Annotated in this window: 2 protein-coding genes; one reads left to right on the forward strand and one right to left on the reverse strand. The window is 40.9% G+C overall.

Going from position 1 to position 2,038, the window contains the following annotated elements:
* Positions 1-722: PepSY-associated TM helix domain-containing protein (locus H5202_RS21280; RefSeq protein WP_182773810.1), on the reverse strand; the 722-nt coding region annotated here is incomplete at its 3' end.
* 260 nt (positions 723-982) lie between these two features.
* On the opposite strand from H5202_RS21280, the gene H5202_RS21285 reads away from it, so the two are divergent.
* Positions 983-2,038 (forward strand): TonB-dependent siderophore receptor (locus tag H5202_RS21285; RefSeq protein WP_182773811.1); only part of this gene is annotated, 1,056 nt, incomplete at its 3' end.

Below are 2,038 nucleotides of genomic sequence, written 5' to 3' on the forward strand. Positions count from 1 at the left end.
GCTGATGTAGGCACTTGGCTTGCCTCAATTAAAGGCGCATGTGGCTCCAAATCTATGTGGTTGTGCCACAAAATCGCTTGGGTTAAATACCATAAACCGGTAATGCTCATCAGCATTAAAAACCACATTGACCACACACCTGCCAATCGATGTAGATCTGCAAGCAATGTTTTTTTACCTTGATTGAAACGTAATTTTGGCTGGATAAATGAACGCCAGAACTTTTTATAAATCACCAGTCCAGAAACCAATGCCCCCAACATCACAATTGCCATAAAACAGACAATGTAATAGCCGACACTGTAATTAACATGCCATGGAAACAGTAACCAACCGTGTAAGGAGCGCATAAAATTAGTGAAAGTCATACCAAGATTGATTGCTTGTATTTGGCCGGTGTATTGATTGACATAAGCAATAGCAAAAGGCACGTCGCTATCGCTAAAAATCACAGCATTAACTAGATAAGACTCAAAGCTCATCACTGTAGTAATGTTTGCTGTGGGGTGCGCTTGTTGCACAATTTCAACGAGTTCTGACATCGGTTTTTCTGCCAGATTTTGCGGGTTACTTGCCCTCGAATCAGGATTAGTAAGCCAGGTTAATTCATGGCTTACCACTGAAATTGTTCCGGTGAGGCACACAAAACAAAACATTATCCATATGGGTAATGAAAACCAGCCATGAAGCTTAAACCAAAATCGATTACTACGTTTTGCCATCTGTTTTCCAAATTAGTCCGCTGTCGTTCTAGATATTAATATTGCACGCATGTTAATACGATTGATAATCAGTCGCAACAATTATTGAGTGATAATTATTATCAATTGTAAATTTTGCGTTAATGCTCACATTTCAATCAATCTAACCCTAATCACGGTTGCTAATGATAATCATTAGCAATAACATTAGCGTCTGATAAGCGCTATGGTTCGCCGTTAATAATATTCATCATTAGAAAAAGACACAGATAAGGCACAACATGAAACCTAAACATACCTTTGCACTTTCATCATTAGTTTTGGCAATGGGCTTTCTAGTACAGCCCATTGCCCTTGCAGCCGAACAACAAAATGCTGACAACAATGATCAAAACATAGAAAAAATTCAAATCTTGGGTGTTCGTTATAAACGCGTTAGCCAAGGCGCGACTGGGTTAACTATGGAGATTGATGAGACACCGCAGTCAATCAGTGTGGTTACCAACGAGCAGATAACTAATTTTGGGGCCAATAACCTTAACGACGTACTTCGTCTTGCGACGGGTATTAATGTTGAAGAATGGGAAACAAACCGCACACAATATACTTCTCGCGGCTTTGAAATTAAAAGTACCCAAATTGATGGCGTCGGTTTGCCCAATGACTGGGGGATCGTCACTGGTGCAATGGAAGCTTATGGTTATGAAAAAATTGAAGTTATTCGTGGCGCTAACGGGCTACTAACCGGAATAGGTAATTCTGCTGGTACCATTAATTATGTCCGTAAACGCCCGACTAACGAAAATCAAGGTGAAGTAGGCATCTCATATGGCTCAGATGACTTTAAGCGCGTACAAGCTGATTACTCTGCCCTGTTAACAGAAAGCGGTAGTTGGGCTGGTAGAGTTGTTGCGGTAGTAGAAGACAAAGGATCATACTTAGATGGCCTAGAAAACGATCGTGGTTATATTTACGCTGTCGTTGATGGCCAATTAACAGATAACTCAACGCTAACATTAGGGTTTTCATACCAGGATGCCAACACAGACGGTAATACCTGGGGGGGATTAGTATTTAACTATACTGACGGCACCCAAGCTGAATGGGATACCAGCGCTAGCACCACACAAGAGTGGACTATGTGGGACACCATCAATACCACAGCATTTGTTGAGTATACTTACATAATGCCTAACGATTGGGACCTTAAAGTTGCCTATAATCATCAAGGATTAGAAGATGAAAGTAAGTTATTTTATGCTTCTGGAACCATTGATAAGGACACAGGATTAGGATTAAATGGTTGGCCTGGTCGCTACGACACTGAATTTTCAGCC

Origin of the sequence: Shewanella sp. SG41-4, from assembly GCF_014164505.1 — a bacterium.
Taxonomy (GTDB): domain Bacteria; phylum Pseudomonadota; class Gammaproteobacteria; order Enterobacterales; family Shewanellaceae; genus Shewanella.